Genomic DNA, 23,600 nt, shown 5'->3' with positions numbered 1-23,600 from the left:
CAAGCCAGGGGCCGGGATATCATACGGGCTGAGCTGGGTGCTGAATTTGGCATTCATGACCTTGGAATAAGCCGGTATTACACCGGTCAATTGGAAAGAGAAATAGTGCCGGGTTCATAATATGTCAGGAAGTATGCGCTATGAACCCGGCACTGTTTTGTTACCTGCTTGCCATACTTGCCATGGCATTCATGGCAGCAGTCAGGCAGCTGTTTTCCGTTGGAACCACCGCCAGCTGAGGATGGGTGGCGTACTGGTGGCAGAGAAATTCCTCTATGGTGATTTTTTTCTGGATGGCAAGGGAAATCAGGTCAATGTGCGGGGCCACGCCCTTGCCTTTTTTTATGACGCTTCCCCCGATCAGGACACGGCTGGTGCTGTCAAAGATCAATTTGGTTCGAAACGCAGCGGCCCCATCAATCATGGGATATCTGTCGAGAGTTTCGGAAAGCCCCACAATCACATCGAGTCCAGCTTTCCGGGCTCCTTCCTCGGTGAGGCCCGCCGATCCGAAACTGGTATCGTAGATTGACGAGACATTGGCGTTGATGATTCCCATAAAGGAAGTCTCCATCCCGGCGAGATTCTGTCCGGCCACCTTGCCCATGAAGACCGCGTTGGTTCCAAAGTCTCCCCGTGTGGGCTTGCCAGTGCCAAAAGCATGCTTTTGCGCGCAGTCACCAGCGGCAAAAATATCCTTGTCGCTGGTTCTAAGAGCGGTATCTGTTATTATTCCCAAGGGGGAGGTTTCGATACCCGCATGCTGAGCAAGTTCCATATTGGGCACAACCCCGGCAGAAATGACCACAAAGTCAGCTTCAATAAACGTTCCGTCGTCAAGCCTTGCCGTGACCATCTTCTGTGTATCATGTTCGAATGCCGTTACCTTACGTCCGGTCATCATCCGGATGCCTTTGCGGTCAAGCATCTGCTCCACGTCACAGATAAACTCCGGCTCGGTGGTGGCCAGGAGGATTCTTTCCTGCATCTCCACCAGGGAAACGGTCAGCCCCAGCTGCTGAAGTTCAGTGGCCAGTTCTACTCCCACATATCCCCCGCCCACAATCAATGCTTTGCGGCTGGACCGGACTGAAGCACGGAGGCGCTCCAAGTCGCCAAGAGAGCGCACCACCAGGATATTTTCCGATTCAATGCCGGGCAACTTGGGAAGCAGGGGACGAGAACCGGTTGCCAGCAGCAGCTGTTTGTAGCCGTATATTTCACCTGTCTGGAGCATCACCTCTTTTTTTTCTTTGTCGATTTCTTTTACCCGCCCAATGACAAGATCAGCTCCAGTACTGGTGATACTGCTGTTGGGGACCACATAATTTTCAATTTCTTTTTCTCCGCCAATCCCGTAAGGGATGGAGCATCGATTGACAAGCACCTCTTCATCCTTGATCAGGGTGAGCGAAAGGTTTGAATTCAGGGCATGGATGGTATTAATAGCGACGATACCAGCGGCACCGCCTCCAATAATAATAATGTCACTTTTTTTCATGATTTTCTCCTTGGGTTGTTGAGTTTTAAAACGAATGTTCGTTCTATTTTGTTTTGTAAAAGCGATAAAAAATTTTTCTGTTACCGATCATTCCCGGTCTTATCTTAAATGAAAAATTGGTAAAGCATAACGTTCTAAGGGGAGACGCTTTTCCAGCAGCATTCCCAGATTTCATCAAGATAGAAGGTTACCGGTTTTTCCAGTACACCGTCTAGCCTGAGATAGATCAACCGTATTGCGCCTCCCATAAGAGATGCGCTTGCCACAGTGAGATCCATTTGTCTCACCTCACCCTTTTCTATTCCTTCCCGGACCATCTCCCTGATGGTTGCAAAAGGGCGGGAAGAGCAGATGGGAATTTCATCGGGCATAAACTCCCGGTGACGGGCATACAGGATATACTGCATCACGTTCGGTGAGGTCTCTGTCAGTTCAAACAGGTGAGCGCATACGGCCTTCAAGCGTTTTTCAGTAGTTTCCTCGGAGGCCATAATCTCTGTCATGGCCTGGCCCATCTGTCCCACCAGATCATCGTACAGTGCCTTGGCAATGGCCTCCTTGTTTTTGAAGTGGTGATAGATGGAGCCGATGCTGACCCCGGCCTGCTTCTGTATATGGTGTACTGATGTGGAAAAATAGCCACGGATGGAAAAAAGATCCAGCGCCGTATCCAGGATCAGGGCGCGAATATCTTTGTTTTGGCGGGTTCTTTTTTCTTTTTTCGATTCCATGGGATCTCCTTTTTTATTAGAACGAATGTTCATTTTATCTCATGGGCCTGAGATTATGTCAAGAATTTTTTTGGCACTGGTTTGGTTGGATAAGTATTATATTGCATTGAAACCATTAAACAAATTATCTTGATACATCTTGATACATCCTGATAGAGATTGTATGTAGACAAGGCCATCTTCAATGTAACTGCCAGGCTCAGACCTGGTGTTTCATTTTAAAAAAAACTTATGACTGGCAAGAATTACCAAAGGCCGGTGGAAATTATCCACTGGCCTTTGAATTTATTTTATCATGAATTTATCGTTCACTTAACTTCTTTATACCCATTGTATCAATCAATTGATTGATATTTGTTGTTTTAAGATTCATGCCGCCTTCGGAAACCGGTAAAAGTACAATTTTTTTACCTTGCAGTGCTTCGGCAATTGCCAATTTAACAAGAGCTTCACCCCCGGTGCTTTCCATGGCTTTATTCATCTCCATGATACCCTTGGCTTCAGCAATACCTTCTGCCATGATTGCTTCTGCAAGAAGTTTTTGTCTTTCGTAATAAACATCTGCTTCTATTTTTGCCTTTTGATACACACCATCTACATCAGCAATCATACCGTTTACTTCACCCTTGGCTTCTTCAAGTTTTCTTTTGTACTCCTCAAGAGAAGCATGCTGGGCAGATTTGTTTTTTTCCACCAACTGGTCTGCTACTTTTTTATCCTCAATTGCCTGCTGGTATTTAGAATTAAATCGATAATCCTTTGTGAGAACTCTTTCCACTGTGATACCTAAAGGGTTCAACATTTCCTTGAGAACTTCTTTTGCTTTATGGGCTTGTGAATCCCTTTTTGAGGCCACATAAAATTCTTCTGTGGTAAGCTCGCCAAAAATATCTCTGGGCTTGCTTCTTGCTATTGTGCGTACAATTTTATTCCTGAGACTTGCGTCATCCACAGCAACATTTTGCAAAATATAGGGTGCTTTTGAAGGATCAATTTTATAGGCAATAATAACATCAAGGCTGATATCATTGCCATCTATGGTTTTAAATAAAAGATCATCCCTGGACTTTCTGTCCCCGCTTTTTGTATTGAATGTCATTTCAAGGTTCTGGAGTTTTGTATCAAATGTATGCCAGTCGTTAATGAACGGAAGAAAAAAATAAGTGGATCCCGGCGCATAATATTTTTCTTCAACACCTTTTTTTCCAAAGAATGAAAACTTTTTTGTTCTGATACCGACCTCAGTGCTGTCAGTTGAATGGGGGATACAACCTGAAAAAGTAATCAAACAGGTTAAACTGAAAATAATAAAAATAAGTTTTTTCATTATTTGTCTCCTTTTCTAACATCAAAAAGTTCAAGAGATTTGTTAAGATCAAGAGGGTTAACACCCCCGGAGCCGTCACTTGGCAATATAATCACGTCAAGACCTTTTAGAACTTCAGCCATTTTAAGCCCCACCATCCGTTCGGCCCCTTTTCCTTTTAACGCATCATTCTTAAGCCGTATTTTTTCTGCATCGGCAAGTTTTACAAGAAGATCGGCTTGGGCAATTTTTTTTCTATAATAAAGATCTTTTTCTGCCTTTTTTCTGGTTACATAAGCCTTTCCTTTTTCAAGCTCAACAATGACGATAACCTTTCCTTCCTGAACAATCCTGGTCAGTTTGGCATTCTCAACCGCAGCCCTTGCTTCGGCCTGATTTTTAAAGACCAGCTGGTCTTTCAACTTTTTTTCTTCAATGTTTTTTTGAATTTCATCACTGTATTTAAAATATCTGACAAGAACATGGTCAACATGTATCCCTTTTGACTCAAGCTCCTCGTTCAGTTTTCTTTTGGCCATATTACTTTTTTCAACTCTCTTGGGGCTGTTAAAAAAATCTTCCGTGGTCAGCTGACCCAGAGAGTCTTTCAAAGTAGGCTCGGCTTTTGGGATGATACCATTATCCTCGAAAAGTTTTCCAGGGCCAATAATGGTGAATACTTTATATGGATCAACAATTCGATAAATAATGGAGACATCCACAACTACAAAAAATCCGTCCGAGGTTTGTATATGGGCCGCTGGTTTTATTCTTGCGTATTGTGATGCTGTATTTTCATAATTGGTCAATTCAAGTACCTGAATATCCCTGGGCAGCTTATGCATCTGTTGCATGCCAAAGGGCAGCACAAGATGTAATCCGGTTTCATATACTTTCTTTTGAACCCCCCGGCCAATTCCGATTTTAACAACTTTGATACCGAATTCATTGGGCTTTACATATTCCAGCAATGAGCTGTATGCAACAACAATGATTACAAGCAACAACAGAAGTCCTCTGATTTTCCAGGAAAGTTTTAGCTTTATGTCAAACTTGGGTTGTTTGAATTTCGGCTTAAACAGAGTCTCAATTTTTGAGCCTCCGGCCTGATTTTCATTGTTTTCCATACGCGAGTCTCCTTTAATTAATGTTTTTATATGAAAGAACTTTTAAACTGTTGAAATTAAATGTCTTTCATTTTTTTGTTGTGGCAGAGTGTTCTGCCATGACCGTTATTGATTCTTTGTAATCAAATACGTCTAAAAAAATAATAAGCAAGAATATCGGCATAACCATACCGGGTATTCTTACAAGAAACAATAATTTATAAGACTGATCCTTCTTTCATTTGATGACTGCAATGGTAGTATCGCAAGAACTTTTAACCTGCTGGAATCAAATTTCTTTCATTTTTTGTTGTGGCAGTTTAATCTGCCATGGTCGTTATTAAAAAACTCAACTTTCGGAGTTGGCAAAATTTAGATGGGGTATGGCAGGAATTCGTCCAGATAAGGCTGAGCGAGCGTCAAATAAAAGTGATTAACCGACTGCAGAATAAGGAGTATTCAGAATGGTAAATAAAGACACCTTTAAGGCTCTTGTTGTAGACAAGGCGGAAAGTGAACCAAGTGAACTGGTTGCGACATTGAAGCAGCTGACTGTTGCGGATTTGCCTGAAGAAGATGTGCTGATTCAGGTAGACTATTCAACCTTAAATTATAAAGAGGGGCTGGGATTTGCAAACCGCAACAAAATATTTCGTTTTTTTCCGATGGTGCCGGGCGTTGACCTGGCAGGAACAGTGGTTGAATCAAACTCTCCTGATTTCAACCCCGGCGACCAGGTAATCTTGAATGGCTGGAGCGTGGGTGAGAGATACTGGGGCGGTTACGCTCAGATGGCCAGAATCAAATCCGATTTTTTGATTCCCCTTCCCCAAGGCATGGACACCAGGAAGGCCATGTCCATAGGGACTGCCGGTTACACAGCCATGCTCATGGTCATGACCTTGGAAGAAGCCGGGGTGACACCGGGCAGCGGTCCGGTAATTGTTACCGGTGCTACCGGCGGCGTGGGCGGCAACGCAGTGGCCATTCTTGCCAGACTGGGGTATGAAGTTACTGCGCTCACAAGATCAAGGCAGGCATCCATACACGATTACTTAAGACAGATCGGGGCTAAAGAAATAGCCGGGGGTGAAGAATGGACCATGATGCCATCACCGCTTGAAACCCAGAAATGGGCCGGTGCCGTTGACAATGTCGGCAGCAAGGTACTCGCCAGGGTATTGTCTGAAATGAAATACGGCGGATGTGTGGCCGCCTGCGGGCTGGCAGGCGGGTCTGATCTGCCGGCTACCGTAATGCCCTTTATCTTGAGGGGGGTGAGTCTGAGAGGGGTGGATTCTGTGTGGTGCCCGACTCCGAGGAGAATAGCCGCCTGGGAGAGACTGGTAACCGATATCTCCGATAAAGCCCTGGCAAATATCAACAAAACAATTCCACTTGAAGATGTACCCCGGTATGCCAAAGAAATCCTGGCGGGTAATATTACAGGCCATATTGTGATCGACGTCAACGCATGATAAAAATGTCAGGGAATAAAAAATATATCAGAAAACATATAAAAAAAGAGGAGTGGTTTATGGGTAAGATAGCAGCAGGAACTAAAATTTTGTGTCGCGTAAACAGGACGCTTGATGCTGAAGCAGAGGTCGTTGAGCTTCGTCCGACAAAAAATCTGGAAAGGTTCTTGTTTGTTTACAAAAACAGGGCTTATAACCAGCGTGATCAGCAGGTGATAGAATATCAAACAACAATGATGGTCACTAAAAAAGAGTAAGTTCGGATGTTTTATGGGAATTCGGATGAAGAGGATTGGTATAAGCATTATCCCCCGGCCATGGCCTGAAAAATATGCAGGGTTGCCCCATGGATCAACCGGTCTGTTGATTTGGCAATTGTTTTGTTCATGATGACAAGATAGTTGCTTGTATCCAGAATATTCATACCATACCTTTTAAAGAATCATACCCTGGGAAATTTTGCCCCAGAGTGCCGAATAATTTAACCTTGATCTTTAATTGACATCATCCAATTAAAAATTTAAAGCCGTGTCCATCTCTTCTGGACTGATTAAAACAACTTTATTGTGCGGTAAAAGCGGTTATTTATAAAAAAAATCAGGCAACCGGTCATCCTCACTGGTTAATCCGGCTTTGCGGTTAAATTCCAATTCTTGTTTCAATACCCTGACGCCAAGGGCCGGGATATCGTCCGGGGACATTTGGACGCCGAATTTGGCATTCATGACCTTTAAAAACGCATCTGCTCCCTCCGGTGTGGTTAAGGCAAAGCTTGCCAGCAGCCACAGGCCTGTACAATCCACCGATGCCATGGCGATTTGTGTATTCCTGTTTTGGTATTTTGCAGCCAATAAAAGCATGCTGAAGAAGGTGTTACAGGTACGGTTCTGGAGGTTGAATCGAAGTTGGATCATCAAAAAGGGATTTATAAAAATCAACGCTTACATCATGGTCAACCAAATAATCTTTCGGTGAGTTCTTGTATTTGAGATACCATAGATATGCCAGGTACAACCTTTCCTTGAAGGTTTGATTTGTTTAATTTTTTAGAGTGTCGAGGTCATCGGTGCTGCCAATAGATCTACCACAAGATTCCCCCCAATCAGGATCTCCAATTGGTTCAGGTGTTTTGTAATCCATAGTGTCCTCCAAAAAAGTTTGATTTTGGGAGAATCCTATATTGAAACTTCAAATCAGTTAAGAGGAAAGGAAGGTGCCGTTACGGATCAGTCTGTTGGTAATCCTGATAAGTTCCTTGATCTGTTCCAAAGTGAATATCCTTTGTGTTATAAGGGTGGCAAGGACTATTGCAGATCTTGAAGAAGAAACAAAAATTGAGCGGCACCATCTGAGCGAAGCCATACAATTCAGAAGTTTTGACAGGGGATTTGCACAATAATATTGAAAAAAGCAGGAAGAAGAAACGGTAAATATTATAGAATCAAGCTTTACATTAAGAATCCGCTATTTATAATATCTAAGGCTAAGAGCAAGGGGAAATATTTGAAATCTGTTTTCAAAAGATAAAAGATAGTCAAAATAACCATAAGTTAAAAGAATGTTGGATTATGATTAAAAAAGATGTGTTTAATAATGATGTCAAAGCACAGTTCAAAGCTTCGGCAAAAGACAGGATATACCGGTTTATCATGGCTGATAAGACGATCAGGGGTGCTGTTGTTCATAACACCCGGATGGTCAATGAAATGAGGGCAAACCATGAACTGGGGCCGCTGGAAACCCTGGTGCTGGGCCAGGCTTATATTGCGGCTACCCTTTTGTGTGCAAGCCTTAAAGATAAAAATGACAGGCTCAGTATTGATATCCAGTGTTCAGGACCCGTGAAAGGTCTGGATGTTGAATCCAATGTGTTTGGAGAAGTCCGGGGGTATCTTAAAACCCGCCAGATCAAGGTAACCCATCCTGAAAACATTAAATATTTATCAACACTTTATGGCGCGGGTTTTCTTACAGTGACAAAATACCTGGAGAATTATCCCACACCCTATTCAGGCAAGGTGGCCCTTGAGCATGGAAGCATTGCTGAAGATCTGGCCAATTATTTTTTGGTGTCTGAACAGATTCCCACCGGGTTTAACTTAAGTGTTTTTTTTGATGACAATCAAGAGGTTAAGGGCGCAGGGGGGATTTTTCTCCAGGCACTTCCGGGTGCAGATGCTTCCCGTGTCATTGAAGCGGAAAAAATGATTCAGGGCATTGATTCTCTGGGAAACTTGTTCTTCAAAGGGCAAACACCTGAAGAGATTATTAACAGGGAATTTTCAAGTCTTGAACCGCAATTTTTAAACAACAGCCGGGTGGAGTTTTTTTGCAGGTGTTCAAAAGACAGGATGGAAGGGTATTTGAAAAGTTTACCGGATAAGGAGAAAAAAGATATAATGAAAAACGGCCCCTTTCCTTTAGAGCTTTGCTGTCATCATTGTAATTCCGTGTATCATTTCAGTGAAAATGATCTTAAGGTGTTAGGCAGATAAGGTGCTATGAGGCTTGCGGTTATTTCAGACGTTCACAGCAATCTGGATGCATTCCAGGCTGTGATGGCGGATATATCAACACAAGCCATTGATGATATTATTTCATTGGGGGATAATATCGGATACGGGGCACAACCTGAAGAAGTCATTGCCGGTTTAAAAAGGCATGACATATCATCTGTTCTTGGAAATCATGAGCTGGCATTGCTGGATAAAGATTATTTGGCAACCTTTAACCCCTATGCAAGAAAAGCTCTGGTCATCAACCAAAAGAAATTATCCGATCCTGCAAAATATTATGTTTCAACTCTGAAATTTTGTCTTGTCCGTTATGGGTGTAGGTTTGTCCATGGTGTGCCGCCGGACAACATTGCCCGCTATGTTTTTCATGAATCTGATAAAAGATTGATTCAGATCATGGAACTAATTAAACAGAGAATTGCCTTTGTCGGCCACACTCATCAATTGAGAATTTATGAACTTGATCGGGGAAATCTTAAAAAGAAAAGTTTTATGAAATCAACCGTTCCTCTTGAAAAAAACAGACGTTATATTATAAATAGCGGAAGCGTGGGGCAGCCACGAGATGGTTATAATGAAGCCAAATATGTGGTATGGGATTCCGTCCGGCAGAGTGTAACGTCAAGATTTGTGCCTTATGATTATCACGCGGCTGCAAAAAAAATTAAAAAGGCCGGCATACCAGGACTATATGCGGATCAGCTTGAGAAATCGGAACTTTGACAATAGCCTTCAACATAGAATGAAAGGTGTTAATAATGTGTAATCATTGTAGCGATCATAGTCATACTCACCAAACGTATCCTGAAATTGTTCAGATTATGCCGGTGCAAACAAAACTGTATGCTGTTTACAAAACAATCAAGCCCCTTGAATTTTCAGTTCAAACAGGGAAGGCAAATATCTGTCTTGTCCCTGTGCTGTTTATGGCTCTGATAAGGCAAGGGGAAAAAACCATGGTTGAGGGTTTTTTTGCTTTTGCCTCCATTAGCTCCTGCGAAGATGTTGAAGGGTTCAAAGGATATGCCTCATCCCTTGAGGACGCGGAAAAATTATATGCATAATAATTGTAAACAGCTTTTAAATTAAGGAGAACAGATGCACAAATTATTGAATGACAGTCCGGGTGAAAAAATCATGCTCCTGGGGAATGAAGCCATCGCAAGAGGTGCTGTTGAGGCAGGTGTGGCATTTGCTACAACCTATCCGGGCACCCCTTCTTCTGAAATTTCTTTGAATCTTTTTCAGATGTCTCAGGAATCAGACCTCTATTTTGAATACAGCACCAATGAAAAAGTCGCCCTGGAAGTGGCGGCTGCTGCTGCCAACTCAGGACTTCGCACCTTTTGCATGATGAAACATGTGGGATTGAATGTTGCGGCTGATCCTCTGATGACTCTGGCCTATGTCGGAGTGACCGGCGGCATGGTGATCCTGACAGCTGATGATCCGTCCATGTTTTCAAGCCAGAATGAGCAGGACAACCGTTATTATGCAAAATTCGGCAATCTGCCCATGCTTGAACCCTCATCCGTACCTGAAGCAAAAGAGATGATCAAGTATGCATTTGAACTTTCAGAGGAACTCAATCAGCCGGTCCTGTTAAGAACCACTACCAGAATCAACCATTCCAATGCCTATGTGACCTTTGGTGATATAAAACCAATGCAAACCAAAGGCAGATTTGAAAAAGATCCGGGCCGATGCGTTACGGTTCCGGTGGTATCAAGGCAACTTCATGTCAAAGTGCTTGAAAAGATGAACAGAGCAAAAAGAATTGCTGAAACATCCGAGTTTAACTTGATTGAAGGATCTGGAAAATTTGGTATTATTGCCAATGGTGTCAGCTATCACTATGCTCAGGATGCTGTAAAAGATCTTAGCATTGAAAACAATGCAAAAATTTTACGCCTGGGATTTTCCAACCCCATGCCGGAACAACAGATCAAAGATTTTCTGGCAGATTGCGAAAAAGTCCTTGTCATCGAAGAAGGCGAACCGTTCATGGAGGAAGCTGTAAAAGCCTTTGCCCAGGAGACCGGAATAATCATACTCATTAATGGTAAATCAGAAGCATTGTTCTCCCGCCTCTATGAATATGATCCTGCCATGGTCAGAAAAAATATGGCTGATTACTTTGGTATTGAGTACACACCAACAGAAAAACTGTCTGTCGACAATGTTCCTGAAATTCCTATGCGTCCGCCAAATCTTTGCTCCGGGTGTTCACACCGGGCAACATTTTATGAGATTCAGCAGGCAGCCAAAGATATGGATATCATCTGCCCCAATGACATCGGCTGTTATACTCTGGGATTTATGCCGCCTTTAAGTACGGGTGACTTTGTGATCTGCATGGGTTCTTCGGTCAGTTCTTCCTGCGGATTCAGCCAGGCCACGGATCAGAAAGTGGTCTCGGTTATCGGCGATTCCACCTTTTTTCATTCAGGCATGACAGGACTTGTCAATGCCGTATTCAACAACCACAATTTCACCCTGGTCATCCTTGAAAATGACATCACGGCTATGACAGGACACCAGCCCCATCCTGGTGTTGACATGGAAAGGTTCGGCCTGAGCGGATTCGGCCGGGTGAATATCGAAAAAGTGGTCAAAGCCTTTGGTGTGGAACATGTTTCCATCATCAAGCCGTTCAAGGTGAAAAAGAGCATCGAAACCATCAAGGAAGCCCTGGCATACAAAGGTGTTTCCGTTATTATATCCCAGGAACCTTGTGCTTTGTATGCAAAAAGCTTGAAATTGCTCAAGCCCAGAGCATTCAAGGTTTCCGACAAGTGTGTGGATCACAGGGATTGTATCAATACCATTGCCTGTCCATCCTTTTATCTTGAAGACGAAAAGGTGAAGATTGATGCAGATACCTGTGTAGGGTGTGCGGTTTGTGCCCAGATATGCCCTGAAAATGCGATCACGCCTTTAAAAAAATAACCTTTAAAAAGAGGATCATATAAACAATGGAAACAACCAGATTAATCATCGTAGCTGTGGGTGGCCAGGGCAATCTTCTTGCATCCAAGGTGTTGGGTGAGGCGGCACTGATTTCAGGCGTACCGGTCAGAATGAGCGAAATACACGGAATGGCCCAGCGGGGTGGTGTTGTTGAATCAGCCATAGTTTTTGGAGATGCAACCAGTTCTATTATTTCAGACGGTGAAGCAGATATCCTGATGGGATTTGAACCTGCTGAAACATTGAGAGCCTTAAACAGGTGCAGCAAGAACACAAAAGTGATCACAAATACGGCAACCCTGCCGCCTTTTACCGTGGCTATCGGCAAAGGGGTTTACCCGGATGTTGAAAATGTGAAAGATTTGCTCAAAGAAAAATGTGCAAGCCTTGTTGCCATTGATGCAATGAGACTTGCCAAAGAAGCCGGAAGCCCCATGAGTGTCAATATTGTTCTTTTGGGTGCCCTGGTCCAGTCAGGCGGACTTGGTTTTACAAAGGAAAATGTGATAGAGGCCATTAAAAGAAGGACAAAAAAAGCGTTTTTAGACATGAACCTTAAAGCTTTTGAAATGGGATATGAGGCGGCAAAAGGCGAATGACACAGAAAACAAAAAAAATTCAAGCGATTAACGGCCCTAATTTGAATATGCTGGGAAAAAGGGAGCCTGAAATATACGGTTCCCTTACCCTTGATGAAATCAATAAGGATCTTGCCCAAAAGGCGTTAAAATTGGGGGTGGATATTGTGTTTTTTCAGTCCAACCATGAAGGGGCAATTGTTGATAAAATTCACGAAATGTTTGAAGACAATATTGACGGCATCATGATCAATCCGGGGGCATTTACCCACACAAGTGTTGCATTGAGAGATGCCATGCTTTTAATGTCCTGCCCGGTTATTGAGATCCATTTGTCCAATATTCATAAAAGAGAAGCTTTCCGCCACAAATCATTGCTGGCGGATATTGTCACCGGACAGATCACCGGATGCGGTCCTTATGGATATACAATGGCATTAAATGCCCTGGCAAACATGATCAATGAATCCTGATCTTCTCATTTTATGTGCCACTCAAGTTGAGATGTCTCATTTTTTAACCCTGTGGCCGGGAGTTTCAAAAAGAGTGACCAGAACCGGTCTGACAATCCTGTCCGGGAAAGTTCATGAAAAAACATATGACCTTGTACTGACGGGTGCCGGGGTATTCAATGCCGCCCATGCGCTGACAGCTTATCTTGAACACGCATCTCCCGTATTGATTTTACAGACAGGTATTGCAGGCGTTTTTCAACAAACCGGTTTGAATATAGGTGATGTTGCCATTGCCACCCAGGAGCATTATATCCATACAGGTGTTCAAACAGATGCTTTTAAAAATGCTCCCCTGCCTTTTGATGTGCTAAAAGACGAGCCTTTAAGCCGGCAGGGGATTTATCCTTTTGACCCGGACATGGTCGATCAAACCCATGACAGGCTGTGCCGGGTTTTTTCAATCACAGGGACCCGGATCGTAAAAGGTTTGTTTATAACTGTTTCAACCATTACATCTTCCCTGAACCGTGCAAATCAGCTCTATTGCACTTTTTCTTCAGTGATGGAAGCCATGGAAGGCGCAGCCTGTAATCACATTGCGGCACTCTATGGCATTCCCATTATTGAAGTCAGGGCAGCATCCAATTTTGTGGGTGAAAGAGACAAGGAAAAATGGGATATTGATTTGGCGGCAAAGCAATTGGGCGTGGTTTGCACTGGTGTTTCCCATTTGATTTGATTGTGAAAGAATGAATTTTATTGATTCACATTGCCATTTGCATGATTCACGGATACTTTTCGATATCCCGCATATATTGGATCGCGCAGACAAAGCAAAAGTCAGGTACATGGTGTCCTGTGCCACCAGTGAAGATAATTTTGAGTTCACGGCAACATTGTCAGGGCAGTATCGTTCGGTTCTGCCCTGTTTCGGGATTCATCCCTGGTTTGTGAAAGCCCGATCCAAACAATGGAAAGAACGTCTGGAACAGTATCTTTTGGCTTATCTGTCCGGTATTGGCGAGACAGGGCTTGATTTTACCGATAAAACGGTTGACCGGGATGAACAGATCAAGGTGTTTGAACACCACCTGGCACTGGCAAGGGAGCTGGAACGTCCCATTACCATCCATATCAGGAAAGCCTGGGATGATTTTATCCATATTCTTAAAAAACATGGAAAACTAAAGGTTCCGGGATTAATTCACTCTTATTCGGGTTCGGCAGACATGATTCCTTTTTTTGAAACCCATGGCCTGTTCATCTCTTTTTCAGGTTCGGTGACAAATCCCGGGGCCAAAAAGGTTGTGGCTGCATTGAAACGGGTATCCAAAAATCGCTTTGTGATAGAAACGGATTCACCGGATATTTATCCGTATCTGTCTGAACCAACTGTTTCAAGACTCAATGAACCTAAAAATCTACCGGCTATCGCACAATTGGCATCCAACAGAATCGGCATGGAATTTGAAGATTTTTCACGGCATGCCTATGAGAACAGTTTGAAATTATTTTATTCAATATTCAAATGAAACTCTTTGCAAATCAAATGTTTGACATTCATTTCTTGTTGTACACAACCCCTTGGGTGAAATGACCGGTCTGCCATTGCAGTTACAGGGAAAAAAAGACAAATAATAAAAGGACACATAATGGATCAGTTTGCTCGAACCCGACAGCTTCTCGGGGCATTGGCAATGGAAAAGATACAACAGTCAACCGTGGCGGTTTTCGGCCTGGGGGCAGTGGGGTCGTTTGCAACCGAAGCCCTTGCCCGTGCAGGGGTTGGAAATTTGCATCTCATTGATTTTGACAGGGTGGATGCAACAAATATCAACCGTCAGCTGTTTGCATTGCATTCCACTATTGGCAGACAAAAAGCCGTCATTGCCGGTGAACGGGTAAAAGATATTAATCCGCATTGCCGTGTTCAGATCCACAGTTCATTTGTCAATGCCCAAAGTCTTGAGGATCTGTTATTCAAAGATATTGATGTTGTGGTGGATGCCATAGACGGTCTTAATTCAAAGATAAACCTGCTGGTCGAAGCAAGACAGATGGATCTTGCCGCGGTTTCCAGCATGGGGGCCGGAGGAAGAACCGATGTCTCCATGATAAAAACCGGAGATATCAGTGAAACCTGTGTCTGTCCTTTGGCAAGGGTGGTCAGGCAGCGCCTTCACAGGCGGGGGCTTTATGAAGGGATAAGAGCGGTTTATTCTATTGAAAAACCTTTGAACAAGCAAGCCTTTCGCCCTGAAGATGCTGTTGATGCACTAAAGGATCACGGCCGGTCAAGACCCCCCATTGGAACCGTATCCTGGGTTCCCGGAGTTTTCGGTCTCACCATTGCAGGCGAGGTGATCAATCAGATTACCCAAAGTTCTTAAGCTCTTCATCTCTGAGAATCCGTCTTAAGACTTTGCCGACATTGGATATGGGAAGCTCATCCCTGAATTCAATGATTTTAGGCCGTTTGTAGCCTGCCATGTGTTGTTTGCAAAAAGCGTTTATTTCTTCCTGGGTGGCAGTTTCATCCTGTTTTAACTTGATAAACGCCTTTACCTTTTCTCCGCTTTTTTCATCGGGTATTCCCACTACAGCCGCAAGCTCAACTTTGGGATGGTTATATAAAATATCTTCCACATCCCGCGGGTATACATTGAAACCGCTGACAATGATCATGTCTTTTTTCCGGTCGGTAATGGCAACATACCCTTCGCTGTCAATATGGCCGATATCTCCTGTAAGAAAATACCGGTTTCCGTCAATATGGACAAAGGATTCAGCATTGGCTTCCGGGTTTTTCCAATAGCCTTTCATTACCTGGGGGCCGCAAATGGCAACTTCACCGTCTTCTCCACGGGGCATCAGGTTTGAGGGATCTTCAATATCAAGTATTTTTATGTCTGTTCCAGGCAGGGGAAATCCAATAGAGCCGATTTTTCGGTTTTGTTTAAACGTCGGGTTTGCACTGACAACAGGTGCGGTTTCCGTTAATCCGTAGCCTTCAAAAATAATGGACCCTGTTTTGTCTTCAAATTGCTTGCACACTTCAGGGGGAAGGGGAGCGCCACCTGAAAAACATCCCATTAATGAGGACAGATCATATTGATTGATGAGGGCATGATTTGTAAAGGCCACAAAGATGGTTGGTACGGCTGGCATGAATGTGGGTCTGTATTTTTGAACCGCTTTGAGAACCTCTGTAAAAGGCGGTTTGCCTGCCCTGGGGTCTGGAATGCAGATCAATTTGGCGGAAAGTTTTACCGACAGCAAAAGGGCCACGGTAATGCCAAAGCAATGATACCAGGGCAAAACCCCAAGAAACGAGTGAAAACCTTTTTGATAAAGGCGTTCGGGTTTTTTACCGTCACCATGGACAAACCTGGCATATTCTAGTATGGCCATGACATCATATGTGAAATTGGTATGGCTTAGTTCCGCACCTTTTGGCACGCCTGTTGTTCCGCCGGTATACAGCATGATCGCTGTATCTTTTTCAGGGTCTATGGATATTGACGGCGGGATGGGTTTGGAGGATGCAATTATGTCATCAAACATCAGGTGGCCGGGGGCTATTTTGCCGGCCCTTGGAATTTTACCCAAAAGCCCGCCTAAAAATGCTTTGAATTTCGGCAGATAGGATTTGATATTGCACACGATAACCGTATCAACATCCGTACCTTCAACGGCTTTTACAGTGTTTGGATAGAAAACGGGATGATCCATGCAGAACACCATTTTGGATTGGGAATCTTTTAACTGGAGATGAAGTTCGGACGCCGTGTAAATCGGATTGCAGCTGACGGCAACCGCACCTGCCTTGAGAATACCGAAAAGAATTTCAGGGAACTGGGGCAGATTGGGAAGAAATATGGCAATTTTATCTCCTTTTTTGATCCCTTTGCCTGCCAGAAAAGCTCCAATCCTGTCGGCAGTGTCTTTGACCTGGGCAAAGTTTTTTGACGCACCATTAAACAGGGTAAAGGGTTTATCGGGATGCTCCCGGGCAGAATCATCCAGGAATTTAAACAAGGGAAACTTGTAATCCGTACACATATGTGCCACGCCTTCCGGCCAAAAAGGGGTTTTCCATACAGGATCAATCATTTTTATGTCTCCTCATTGTTTAAAGTGTGTTGCCGGGGATAAAGTCCGTGTTTGTACCAAATCCTCATACTAAAGGCCATGGCAGAGAACTGCCATAAAAAAAGCAGTAAAACAGTATGAATATGATTATACATAACTATATTCAGGATTGAAAATGTTTTTTTTTGATTTGGCATGTCATGAAATCCCAGAGAGTCAACCTTTTAGCACTGCCATGGGCCGAAGTTTTGCCACCTTTTTGGACAAGCCTGCGCCGTGGACAATATCCACCACCTGGGAAATATCTTTATATGCATCGGGCATTTCCTCGGCTAAAGTGGATCTGCCGGTCCATTTCACAAGAATTCCAAGGTCTTCCAGTTCTCTTTGGATGGATCGGCCTCTGCTCGCTTTTTTGGCGGCTTTTCGGCTTAAAACACGCCCCGCACCGTGGCAGGTGGAGCCAAAGGTTTCTTCCATAGCCCTTTGGGTGCCGGCCAGCACATAGGAGGCAGTACCCATATCGCCCGGTATCAGTATGGGCTGGCCCACTTTTCTGTATTCAGGGCAGATGGACGGGTGTCCAGGACCGAATGAACGTGTTGCTCCCTTGCGATGGACGCATACGATTTGTTTTTTTCCATCAATGATGTGGGATTCTTTTTTTGCAATGTTATGGCACAGGTCATATACCAGGTTCATGCCCAGCGTATTCGGGCTTATGCCCAGGATATCCATCAGGACAAGGCCGGCCTTGTGCATGAGGATCTGGCGGTTTGCCCATGCATAATTTGCCGCACAGGCCATGGCGCTCAGATAGTGACGGCCCTGTTCGGATTGAATCCTGGCGCAGACAAGCTGTCTGTCCGGAAGGGTTATCCCCAGCTTATTGGCCTGTTTGGTCATCATGGCCAGGTGGTCGTCACAGACCTGATATCCCAATCCCCTTGAGCCGGTATGGAGCATTAATGTGACCTGGCCTTCAAACAAGCCGTATGCCCTTGCCGCTTCAAGGTCAAAAATTGTTTCTACCACGCCGACTTCAAGAAAATGGTTTCCTGAACCCAGGGTGCCCAATTGTTTTTTTCCCCGTTCCAAGGCCCGCTTGCTTAAAGTTTCCGGGTCCGCATCCGGCATACATCCGCCATCTTCAGTCCGCTCCAGATTTGACGCATGGCCGAAGCCCTGCTGCACAGCCCACAGGCTTCCTTTTTTCAGGACATTTTTTTCTTCTGAATTTGTGAGTTTCAAAGATCCCGTTGATCCGATACCCGAGGGAATCTCCCTGAACAGGGCATTGATAAGATTTCTGAGATGCGGTCGAACGTCCTTTTCTTCAAGATTTGTGCGGGCCAGGCGTACCCCGCAGTTGATGTCATATCCAACTCCGCCGGGTGAAATCACACCGGTTTCCCAGTCAAATGCCGCAACCCCGCCGATGGGGAATCCATAGCCCCAGTGAATGTCCGGCATGGCCATGGAAGCCTTGATAATTCCGGGCAGACTTGCTACATTGCAAACCTGTTTGAAGGTTTCCTCTTTTTTAATGGCATTCAGTCCTGATTCATTGGTATATATGATTCCCGGTACGCGCATGGAACCTGTTCGGGGTAAAAGCCATTGAAAATCATCAATTTTTTTTATCTGCATGAAGGTCTCTTTTCTTTGTTCGGGTTTGATAGCAAAGCCTTAAAGATTGCGCAGCGCAAAGGAGTGTTTAAATATCAAAAATAATCCGGGAATTCCAGTCATGAGATCTTTGGGTGACGGCAATCTGGTGATAGGTGACGGCTTTGATTTCATTTTTAATTTTATCCTTATCCGGATCAAAGGGATACCAGAGAACACAGGCCTTAATTTCATATCCCGTTAAATTTTCTATTGTAACAGCGGTAATCAGCTTTTCTTCGCCATTCCATAAATACAGCATTTCCCGAAGCCAGTTTACCATCAAATCCGGCCAGTCATCCCCTGAAATATCTAAAAAAAGGGTTTGTGTCTCCCTGTTTTTATCTGTATCCGCGATCAGATCAAACATGGCAAGGGCTGCATTGACAAACAGTGTTTTTTTGTTTTCAGCAGTAACTTGAATGCCGAAATCCGCAGTATGATCAATTAATTTGTATTGGATCATTTTTTTGTATTGCACCATCACATATTCACACTGATTTGTTTTATAAAATCAACACTTGTTTTTTTGAGGAAGACCTGTTTTCTTTGTGATATTTTAAAACATATTAAACAAAACATTTGATCTGAAATTTTAGATAAGATATCTTCTTGTGTCAAGAACGGTTTGATAATCTTGGACTTTTCATATTTTATCTGTTCATATATAATAATCTTTTAAAGGTTTTTATGTATGAAAGCCTTTAAAAATTCAAACAGCGACTTTTATGTTTTGTTATGGGCAAACCAATGAGAAAGGCCAAGTCTGCCCGTAGTAGTTGTAAAAAATGAAGATGTACGCAAAGTAAAATTATTTTTAGGATGGATACTGTTCAATATTATAAATCCAGATGATTTTTCATGTTGATCTTGACAGGAGGCAATGATAAGGGATGGGACATAAAAATTACGAATTTAGAAAAGGAGACAGCGCTCGGATGAAAAAAAAATATCAATACACTTTGATCCTGTCTTTATCAATGGTGTTGTTTCTTGTCTGTATTTCGTTTGCTGAAGATATTTATGTGACAGGGGTTACAAAAATTACAATGCGGACAGGCCCGGGAGTGGAACACAAAATTATTCAAATGTTAAAATCAGGCACCAAGCTTGAAATTGTTGAATATCAAACAGACTGGTCCCAGGTTAGAACCAGTGCAGGAAAAACCGGTTGGGTTTTGTCAAGATTTTTAACACAGAAAGTACCGGATGCCCTTTTGGTTGAACAGTTGAAAAACAGCAATCAGGGCCTGATTTTAAAGTTGGAAGCGGTTCAGGAAAAAAACAAAAATCTTACGGTTAAAAATGCGGAATTGATCCAGGTAGAAGAAAAATATAAAAAATTGAAACAGGAATCTGCTGAATTCTTAATGCTTGATACAAAGTATAAAAAAATGATGCAGCAGTATGAGACACAGAAAAGTCGGATTGAGACTTTGGAGAGTGATTTGAACAGTGAACCCAAACTTTGGTTTATCATTGGTACAAGTGTTTTTATTGTGGGCCTGTTTTTTGGTTTAAGTACTCGTAAAAAGAAAAGAAGTAGCCTGTTATGATTAAAAGAACTGATTTTTTGGTTATCGGAAGCGGGATTGCCGGCTTAAGTTATGCCCTGAAAGTGTCTGAATTCGGCAAAGTCACCATCATTACAAAAAAAAAGATCCAGAAAACCAATACGGCTCTGGCTCAGGGAGGAATAGCCGCAGTATTCAGCTCCATTGATTCCTTTGACCTTCATATTCAAGACACCCTTGGTGCAGGTGACGGGCTTTGCAACAAAGATGTGGTCAAGATGGTTGTGGAAAACGGGCCAGACAGAATAAAAGAGCTTGTCAGGCAAGGTGCCCATTTTAATAAAGACGGTGAAGGTGAATACGATTTTGCACTGGGCAAAGAAGGGGGCCATTCTGTTAAAAGAATTGTTTATGCCCATGATCTGACCGGTAAAGAGATTGAAGACACTTTGGTGAAAAATGTCGAGGAAAATGAGAATATAACGATTTTAGAGGATCACATTGCCGTCAACTTGATCACGTTTTCCAGCAGTATTCGAAGCGGCCTTGTTGTCACCCAGCATGAGAATATCTGCTGCGGGGCATATGTACTGGACAATAAAACCGGTAAAATTGAAACCTTTTATGCCGGGGTTACCCTTCTTTCAACCGGGGGAGCAGGCAAAGTTTATCTGTATACATCCAATCCTGACATTGCAACCGGTGACGGAATTGCCATGGCCTACCGGGCCGGGGCATCGGTGGCAAATCTTGAGTTCGTACAATTTCATCCTACATGTCTGTATCATCCGGAAGCAAAAAATTTTCTTATTTCAGAAGCCGTCAGAGGTGAGGGCGCTGTTTTGATTGATTCCAAAGGCCGGCGGTTTATGGAAAAATATGCCCCTGAAAAAGAGCTTGCATGCAGGGATGTTGTGGCAAGGGCCATTGACAGTGAGTTGAAAAAGACCGGAGCGGATGCTGTTTTTCTGGATATCACCCATAAAGATCCTGAATTTATCAAAAAAAGATTCCCCAATATTTACGCCAAATGTCTTGAGTACGGGATTGACATGACAAAAGATCCCATACCTGTTGTTCCTGCTGCCCATTACATGTGCGGCGGAGTGGCCACCGACCTGAACGGTAAGACAGATGTTCAAAGGCTTTACGCAGTGGGGGAAACCGCCTGCACCGGACTTCACGGTGCCAACCGGCTTGCCTCAAATTCCCTGCTGGAAGCATTGGTTTATTCTCACAGGGCCTATCAATCCTCAGTTGAAGAATTTGAGTCCATTGACAACAAAATAACCGCTTCCCTTGATCCGTGGGATGAAACCGATGCAGCAGACAGTGACGAGGCCATTGTTTTATCTCACAACTGGGATGAAATCCGGCGGCTGATGTGGAATTATGTCGGCATTGTGAGGTCTGACAAACGTCTGCAGCGGGCGTTAAGAAGAATCCAAAATATTAATGAAGAAATCAATGAATATTATTGGGATTTTAAGGTGACCTCTGATTTGATTGAAATTCGAAACCTTGCCACGGTGGCTGAATTGATCATTAAATCCGCATTAATGAGAAAGGAAAGCCGGGGACTGCATTATAATATTGAATACCCTGAAAAAGATGATTTAAATGGGTTGCAGCATACTATTCTTAAAAAAACTTTTTAAGACGGCAAATGATATATCAAGATTTTTGACCCGGCAAATCAGTGCAGCTGTAAAAATTATAACTTTTTCCTTAAAATAGAGTCGGACACTATGACAGTGTCCGGCTCAATTAAGGCTTGATACCGACAAACAAGGTTACAATTCCAAAGGTCATTTGTTTGAACCGGATGTTTTTAAACCCTGCTGTTTTCAAGATTTTTGAAAATTCAACCGGGGAGGGGAACTTTAATACAGATTCCGGCAGGTAGGTATAGGCTTGCCGGTCTTTTGAAAAAAATGAACCGATAACGGGCAAAAGTTTTTGAAAATACCGAAGGTATAGCGAACTCAAAATTCCTTTTTTCGGGGGGGTCAGTTCCAGAACAGCCAGCCGTCCGCCGCTTTTTAAAACATTGAAAAATTCGTTTGTGGCCTTTTGACGGTCCATGATATTCCGAATGCCAAAAGCTATAAATACGGCATCAAACATATTATGTTGAAACGGAAGACAAAGGGCATCAGCATTTAAAAGAGCAATGTTTTTTTTGTTTTGCTTTATCAGTTTTTGTTTGCCGAGCCTTAACATGCCAAAAGAAAAATCAAGTCCGAAAACTTGAACCTGTTCTTTTAGCTGGGAACTGATTTCCAAAGCCACGTCACAGGTTCCGCAGGCAACATCCAGAACCCTGCCGTCTTTTTTGACAGCTGCAGCCTTTACCATCTGGGTTCTCCAGACCGTGTCCTGGCGCAGACTTAGAAGGCGGTTTAAAAAATCGTATTTTGGTGCAATACTGTCAAACATGTCTTTTACAAACTCAAGTTCTTTATTCATCGTTGACAACCTGGATTTTCGGGTTATTTTATATTGTTTGTCAAGGCAGGTGGAAAAAGTATCACACTAAAGCAAAGATTACAATAGAACGGTTGGGAACCATATGACAGAGAAACGTGATTATTATGAATTACTTGGCGTTGCCAGGGATGTTTCAAAGCAGGAATTGAAAAAAGCGTATCGGAAACTTGCAATTAAGTATCATCCTGATAAAAATCCGGACAATAAAGAAGCCGAAGATAAATTCAAAGAAGCATCTGAAGCCTATGAAGTTTTAAGTGATGATAACAAGCGCCAGATTTATGATCAATTTGGTCACAGGGGACTTGAAGGTGCCGGTCATTCCGGTCCAAGCGGGTTTGAGGATATTTTTTCCAGCTTTGGTGATATCTTTGAAGACTTTTTTGGATTTGGTTCGGGAGGAGGTCGTGGCAACAGGGTGCAGAGAGGCTCTGATTTAAGATATAACATGACCATTGATTTTATGGAGGCTGCCTTTGGTACTGAAAAGACCATTTCCATTCCAAGACTGGATACCTGTAAAGAGTGCCATGGATCAGGATGTGAAGAAGGTTCACGCCCGGAGACCTGTTCTAAGTGTCATGGATCAGGACAGTTTATTCAGAGCCAGGGCTTTTTCAAGGTGAAAACCACCTGTCCGTATTGCAAGGGCAGGGGAACCATTATTGCAAATCCATGCAGCACATGCAGAGGAGCCGGCAGGGTTGAGAAAACACGTAAGGTCCAGGTGAAGATTCCGGCAGGAGTGGACGTTGGATCAAAGCTTCGACTGTCCGGTGAAGGAGAGGCATCACCTTCTCCCGAAGGAACTTCAGGAGATCTTTATGTGGTGATCAATGTCAAGCCCCATAAGTTTTTTCAACGGGATAACACAGATATTATCTGTGCCATTGATATTTCATTTATTCAGGCCGCCCTTGGAGATGAGATCAGTATCCCGACTCTTGTTGGGGAAGAAAAATTCAAAATTCCAAAAGGCACTCAGTATGGGGATGTTTTCCGCTTGAAAGGGGAAGGTATTGCCTCGTTAAGAACCGGTAGAAGAGGTGACCAGATTATTAAAGTCATTATTAAAACACCCACAAAGCTGAATAGCAAACAGATTGAATTGTTGAAAAAATTTGACAAGCTTGATTCAAATAAAATATCCAACAAGCTGAAAAATCTTTTTAAGAACCTTTGAGCCGCTTAAAGG

General features: G+C 43.3%; 24 protein-coding genes. 15 read left to right on the top strand and 9 right to left on the bottom strand.

Features of this window, described 5'->3' with window-relative positions; genetic code table 11:
• Positions 1 to 160: 160 nt before the first annotated feature.
• The 4 genes from TOL2_RS19855 to TOL2_RS19840 all read right to left on the bottom strand — a co-directional run bounded on the left by TOL2_RS19855 (position 161) and on the right by TOL2_RS19840 (position 4,665).
• Entirely contained in the window at positions 161 to 1,501 is a 1,341-nt protein-coding gene (locus TOL2_RS19855; protein ID WP_014959069.1) for an FAD-dependent oxidoreductase, read from the bottom strand.
• Between the two features lie 134 nt (positions 1,502 to 1,635).
• On the bottom strand, positions 1,636 to 2,232 hold the full coding sequence (locus TOL2_RS19850; RefSeq protein WP_041279645.1) for a TetR/AcrR family transcriptional regulator: 597 nt from the start codon (positions 2,230 to 2,232) through the stop codon (positions 1,636 to 1,638).
• A gap of 301 nt (positions 2,233 to 2,533) precedes the next feature.
• Positions 2,534 to 3,559 carry an SPFH domain-containing protein gene (locus TOL2_RS19845; RefSeq protein WP_014959067.1) on the bottom strand — a complete coding sequence of 342 codons (1,026 nt, stop codon included), beginning with the start codon at positions 3,557 to 3,559 and terminating at the stop codon, positions 2,534 to 2,536.
• Complete coding sequence (locus tag TOL2_RS19840; RefSeq protein WP_014959066.1) at positions 3,559 to 4,665, bottom strand: SPFH domain-containing protein; 1,107 nt, start codon at positions 4,663 to 4,665, stop codon at positions 3,559 to 3,561. The genes TOL2_RS19845 and TOL2_RS19840 overlap by 1 nt, the downstream gene beginning before the upstream one ends.
• 443 nt (positions 4,666 to 5,108) lie before the next feature.
• On the opposite strand from TOL2_RS19840, the gene TOL2_RS19835 reads away from it, so the two are divergent.
• Positions 5,109 to 6,122: an MDR family oxidoreductase gene (locus TOL2_RS19835; protein WP_014959065.1), complete on the top strand. Its 1,014-nt coding sequence runs from the start codon at positions 5,109 to 5,111 to the stop codon at positions 6,120 to 6,122.
• A gap of 59 nt (positions 6,123 to 6,181) precedes the next feature.
• Positions 6,182 to 6,379, top strand: a complete 198-nt coding sequence (locus TOL2_RS19830) for a hotdog family protein (protein ID WP_148278156.1) — start codon at positions 6,182 to 6,184, stop codon at positions 6,377 to 6,379.
• A 324-nt stretch (positions 6,380 to 6,703) separates the two neighbouring features.
• Here TOL2_RS19830 and TOL2_RS19825 read toward each other — a convergent pair whose 3' ends face one another.
• Positions 6,704 to 6,973 (bottom strand): aldehyde ferredoxin oxidoreductase C-terminal domain-containing protein, encoded by a 270-nt coding sequence (locus TOL2_RS19825; RefSeq protein WP_014959063.1) that lies wholly within the window; start codon positions 6,971 to 6,973, stop codon positions 6,704 to 6,706.
• Between the two features lie 362 nt (positions 6,974 to 7,335).
• On the opposite strand from TOL2_RS19825, the gene TOL2_RS19820 reads away from it, so the two are divergent.
• From TOL2_RS19820 to TOL2_RS19775, 10 genes are all read left to right on the top strand, one after another.
• Positions 7,336 to 7,521 (top strand): magnesium chelatase subunit ChlI family protein, encoded by a 186-nt coding sequence (locus tag TOL2_RS19820; protein WP_041279642.1) that lies wholly within the window; start codon positions 7,336 to 7,338, stop codon positions 7,519 to 7,521.
• 169 nt (positions 7,522 to 7,690) lie between these two features.
• A complete protein-coding gene (locus TOL2_RS19815; RefSeq protein ID WP_014959062.1) occupies positions 7,691 to 8,617 on the top strand; it encodes an Hsp33 family molecular chaperone HslO in 927 nt (308 codons plus the stop codon).
• A 6-nt stretch (positions 8,618 to 8,623) separates the two neighbouring features.
• A complete protein-coding gene (locus TOL2_RS19810) occupies positions 8,624 to 9,361 on the top strand; it encodes a metallophosphoesterase family protein (RefSeq protein ID WP_014959061.1) in 738 nt (245 codons plus the stop codon).
• 35 nt (positions 9,362 to 9,396) lie between these two features.
• On the top strand, positions 9,397 to 9,702 hold the full coding sequence (locus tag TOL2_RS19805) for a hypothetical protein (RefSeq protein WP_014959060.1): 306 nt from the start codon (positions 9,397 to 9,399) through the stop codon (positions 9,700 to 9,702).
• Positions 9,703 to 9,736: 34 nt separating this feature from the next.
• Complete coding sequence (gene iorA, locus TOL2_RS19800) at positions 9,737 to 11,587, top strand: indolepyruvate ferredoxin oxidoreductase subunit alpha (protein WP_014959059.1); 1,851 nt, start codon at positions 9,737 to 9,739, stop codon at positions 11,585 to 11,587.
• A gap of 26 nt (positions 11,588 to 11,613) precedes the next feature.
• On the top strand, positions 11,614 to 12,207 hold the full coding sequence (locus TOL2_RS19795) for an indolepyruvate oxidoreductase subunit beta (RefSeq protein WP_014959058.1): 594 nt from the start codon (positions 11,614 to 11,616) through the stop codon (positions 12,205 to 12,207).
• Positions 12,204 to 12,659 (top strand): type II 3-dehydroquinate dehydratase, encoded by a 456-nt coding sequence (gene aroQ, locus TOL2_RS19790; RefSeq protein ID WP_014959057.1) that lies wholly within the window; start codon positions 12,204 to 12,206, stop codon positions 12,657 to 12,659. The genes TOL2_RS19795 and aroQ overlap by 4 nt, the downstream gene beginning before the upstream one ends.
• On the top strand, positions 12,649 to 13,380 hold the full coding sequence (gene mqnB / locus TOL2_RS19785) for a futalosine hydrolase (protein WP_014959056.1): 732 nt from the start codon (positions 12,649 to 12,651) through the stop codon (positions 13,378 to 13,380). Before aroQ ends, mqnB begins: the two co-directional genes overlap by 11 nt.
• A 10-nt stretch (positions 13,381 to 13,390) precedes the next feature.
• Positions 13,391 to 14,173, top strand: coding sequence for a TatD family hydrolase (locus TOL2_RS19780; RefSeq protein WP_014959055.1), 783 nt, complete (start codon positions 13,391 to 13,393; stop codon positions 14,171 to 14,173).
• A gap of 120 nt (positions 14,174 to 14,293) precedes the next feature.
• Positions 14,294 to 15,031 carry a tRNA threonylcarbamoyladenosine dehydratase gene (locus tag TOL2_RS19775; protein ID WP_051012468.1) on the top strand — a complete coding sequence of 246 codons (738 nt, stop codon included), beginning with the start codon at positions 14,294 to 14,296 and terminating at the stop codon, positions 15,029 to 15,031.
• Here TOL2_RS19775 and TOL2_RS19770 read toward each other — a convergent pair.
• The 3 genes from TOL2_RS19770 to TOL2_RS19760 all read right to left on the bottom strand — a co-directional run bounded on the left by TOL2_RS19770 (position 15,015) and on the right by TOL2_RS19760 (position 18,867).
• Positions 15,015 to 16,754: a long-chain-fatty-acid--CoA ligase gene (locus tag TOL2_RS19770; protein ID WP_014959054.1), complete on the bottom strand. Its 1,740-nt coding sequence runs from the start codon at positions 16,752 to 16,754 to the stop codon at positions 15,015 to 15,017. The genes TOL2_RS19775 and TOL2_RS19770 overlap by 17 nt on opposite strands.
• A gap of 195 nt (positions 16,755 to 16,949) precedes the next feature.
• Positions 16,950 to 18,383 (bottom strand): RtcB family protein, encoded by a 1,434-nt coding sequence (locus TOL2_RS19765; RefSeq protein WP_014959053.1) that lies wholly within the window; start codon positions 18,381 to 18,383, stop codon positions 16,950 to 16,952.
• Between the two features lie 67 nt (positions 18,384 to 18,450).
• The gene (locus TOL2_RS19760; RefSeq protein WP_232507977.1) at positions 18,451 to 18,867 is read right to left on the bottom strand and encodes an archease; all 417 of its coding nucleotides are present in this window, start codon (positions 18,865 to 18,867) and stop codon (positions 18,451 to 18,453) included.
• Positions 18,868 to 19,294: 427 nt separating this feature from the next.
• On the opposite strand from TOL2_RS19760, the gene TOL2_RS19755 reads away from it, so the two are divergent.
• Positions 19,295 to 19,957, top strand: coding sequence for a TIGR04211 family SH3 domain-containing protein (locus tag TOL2_RS19755; RefSeq protein WP_232507975.1), 663 nt, complete (start codon positions 19,295 to 19,297; stop codon positions 19,955 to 19,957).
• Positions 19,954 to 21,573, top strand: a complete 1,620-nt coding sequence (nadB, locus tag TOL2_RS19750; RefSeq protein ID WP_014959050.1) for an L-aspartate oxidase — start codon at positions 19,954 to 19,956, stop codon at positions 21,571 to 21,573. Before TOL2_RS19755 ends, nadB begins: the two co-directional genes overlap by 4 nt.
• A 109-nt stretch (positions 21,574 to 21,682) precedes the next feature.
• Here the strand turns inward: nadB and ubiE are convergent, their stop codons facing one another.
• Positions 21,683 to 22,384: a bifunctional demethylmenaquinone methyltransferase/2-methoxy-6-polyprenyl-1,4-benzoquinol methylase UbiE gene (ubiE, locus tag TOL2_RS19745; protein WP_014959049.1), complete on the bottom strand. Its 702-nt coding sequence runs from the start codon at positions 22,382 to 22,384 to the stop codon at positions 21,683 to 21,685.
• A 103-nt stretch (positions 22,385 to 22,487) separates the two neighbouring features.
• Here ubiE and dnaJ point away from each other — a divergent pair, with 103 nt between their 5' ends.
• Positions 22,488 to 23,588 carry a molecular chaperone DnaJ gene (gene dnaJ, locus TOL2_RS19740; protein ID WP_014959048.1) on the top strand — a complete coding sequence of 367 codons (1,101 nt, stop codon included), beginning with the start codon at positions 22,488 to 22,490 and terminating at the stop codon, positions 23,586 to 23,588.
• The last annotated feature ends 12 nt before the right edge of the window (positions 23,589 to 23,600 follow it).

Origin of the sequence: Desulfobacula toluolica Tol2 (genome assembly GCF_000307105.1) — a bacterium.
Lineage (GTDB): Bacteria > Desulfobacterota > Desulfobacteria > Desulfobacterales > Desulfobacteraceae > Desulfobacula > Desulfobacula toluolica.
This window is presented reverse-complemented; position numbering and strand designations above follow the sequence as displayed.

What these genes read in the sequence shown, in the direction of transcription:
- TOL2_RS19855 (WP_014959069.1), bottom strand. Translation starts at nt 1,501, where the DNA reads ATGAAAAAAAGTGACATTATTATTATTGGAGGCGGTGCCGCTGGTATC.
- TOL2_RS19850 (WP_041279645.1), bottom strand. Translation starts at nt 2,232, where the DNA reads ATGGAATCGAAAAAAGAAAAAAGAACCCGCCAAAACAAAGATATTCGC.
- TOL2_RS19845 (WP_014959067.1), bottom strand. Translation starts at nt 3,559, where the DNA reads ATGAAAAAACTTATTTTTATTATTTTCAGTTTAACCTGTTTGATTACT.
- TOL2_RS19840 (WP_014959066.1), bottom strand. Translation starts at nt 4,665, where the DNA reads ATGGAAAACAATGAAAATCAGGCCGGAGGCTCAAAAATTGAGACTCTG.
- TOL2_RS19835 (WP_014959065.1), top strand. Translation starts at nt 5,109, where the DNA reads ATGGTAAATAAAGACACCTTTAAGGCTCTTGTTGTAGACAAGGCGGAA.
- TOL2_RS19830 (WP_148278156.1), top strand. Translation starts at nt 6,182, where the DNA reads ATGGGTAAGATAGCAGCAGGAACTAAAATTTTGTGTCGCGTAAACAGG.
- TOL2_RS19815 (WP_014959062.1), top strand. Translation starts at nt 7,691, where the DNA reads ATGATTAAAAAAGATGTGTTTAATAATGATGTCAAAGCACAGTTCAAA.
- TOL2_RS19810 (WP_014959061.1), top strand. Translation starts at nt 8,624, where the DNA reads ATGAGGCTTGCGGTTATTTCAGACGTTCACAGCAATCTGGATGCATTC.
- TOL2_RS19805 (WP_014959060.1), top strand. Translation starts at nt 9,397, where the DNA reads ATGTGTAATCATTGTAGCGATCATAGTCATACTCACCAAACGTATCCT.
- iorA (WP_014959059.1), top strand. Translation starts at nt 9,737, where the DNA reads ATGCACAAATTATTGAATGACAGTCCGGGTGAAAAAATCATGCTCCTG.
- TOL2_RS19795 (WP_014959058.1), top strand. Translation starts at nt 11,614, where the DNA reads ATGGAAACAACCAGATTAATCATCGTAGCTGTGGGTGGCCAGGGCAAT.
- aroQ (WP_014959057.1), top strand. Translation starts at nt 12,204, where the DNA reads ATGACACAGAAAACAAAAAAAATTCAAGCGATTAACGGCCCTAATTTG.
- mqnB (WP_014959056.1), top strand. Translation starts at nt 12,649, where the DNA reads ATGAATCCTGATCTTCTCATTTTATGTGCCACTCAAGTTGAGATGTCT.
- TOL2_RS19780 (WP_014959055.1), top strand. Translation starts at nt 13,391, where the DNA reads ATGAATTTTATTGATTCACATTGCCATTTGCATGATTCACGGATACTT.
- TOL2_RS19775 (WP_051012468.1), top strand. Translation starts at nt 14,294, where the DNA reads ATGGATCAGTTTGCTCGAACCCGACAGCTTCTCGGGGCATTGGCAATG.
- TOL2_RS19770 (WP_014959054.1), bottom strand. Translation starts at nt 16,754, where the DNA reads ATGATTGATCCTGTATGGAAAACCCCTTTTTGGCCGGAAGGCGTGGCA.
- TOL2_RS19765 (WP_014959053.1), bottom strand. Translation starts at nt 18,383, where the DNA reads ATGCAGATAAAAAAAATTGATGATTTTCAATGGCTTTTACCCCGAACA.
- TOL2_RS19760 (WP_232507977.1), bottom strand. Translation starts at nt 18,867, where the DNA reads ATGATCCAATACAAATTAATTGATCATACTGCGGATTTCGGCATTCAA.
- TOL2_RS19755 (WP_232507975.1), top strand. Translation starts at nt 19,295, where the DNA reads ATGGGACATAAAAATTACGAATTTAGAAAAGGAGACAGCGCTCGGATG.
- nadB (WP_014959050.1), top strand. Translation starts at nt 19,954, where the DNA reads ATGATTAAAAGAACTGATTTTTTGGTTATCGGAAGCGGGATTGCCGGC.
- ubiE (WP_014959049.1), bottom strand. Translation starts at nt 22,384, where the DNA reads ATGAATAAAGAACTTGAGTTTGTAAAAGACATGTTTGACAGTATTGCA.
- dnaJ (WP_014959048.1), top strand. Translation starts at nt 22,488, where the DNA reads ATGACAGAGAAACGTGATTATTATGAATTACTTGGCGTTGCCAGGGAT.